We start from the raw sequence: 531 nt of genomic DNA on the forward strand, positions 1-531 counted from the left end.
GAGCGGTGCAGGATCTGCTCCGCGTGCCGCAGCACCGGCGCGTCGACCATCCGGCCCTCGAACTGGAACACCCCCCGCTCCTCCGGCACCGCCGCCAGCCCCCGCCGCGCCCACGCCACATCCTCCGCGCTCGGCGCGTATGCGGACCGGATCACCGCCACCTGACCGGGGTGGATCGCCACCTTCGCATCGAACCCGACCGCCACCGCGTCCAGCGCCTCCGCCCGCAACCCGTCGTGGTCCCTGATGTTCAGATACACCGAGTCCAGGGCGAACCGCCCGTACGCCTTCGCCGCCAGCAACGCCTGCGACCGCACGTGCCGCGCCACGTCCCGATACGTCCCGTCGCCCCGGCGGGACGACTGCCCACCCAGGCCGACCACGAGATCCTCCGCACCCCACATCAGACCGACCGTGCCCGCCGCCAGGGCGATCTCGTCGACCTTCAACGCCCCCAGCGGGGACTCGATCAGCGCGATCACCTCCCGCGGCGCCAGCGACGTCACCTGCTGCGCCGACTCGCACTTGGCC

General features: G+C 72.9%; 1 protein-coding gene. It reads right to left on the reverse strand.

From position 1 onward, the window contains the following. Positions 1–531: CoA ester lyase (locus CQZ88_RS13510; RefSeq protein ID WP_180987015.1), on the reverse strand; the 531-nt coding region annotated here is incomplete at both ends.

This window comes from Rhodococcus sp. ENV425, assembly GCF_002887785.1.
GTDB lineage: Bacteria > Actinomycetota > Actinomycetes > Mycobacteriales > Mycobacteriaceae > Rhodococcus > Rhodococcus aetherivorans.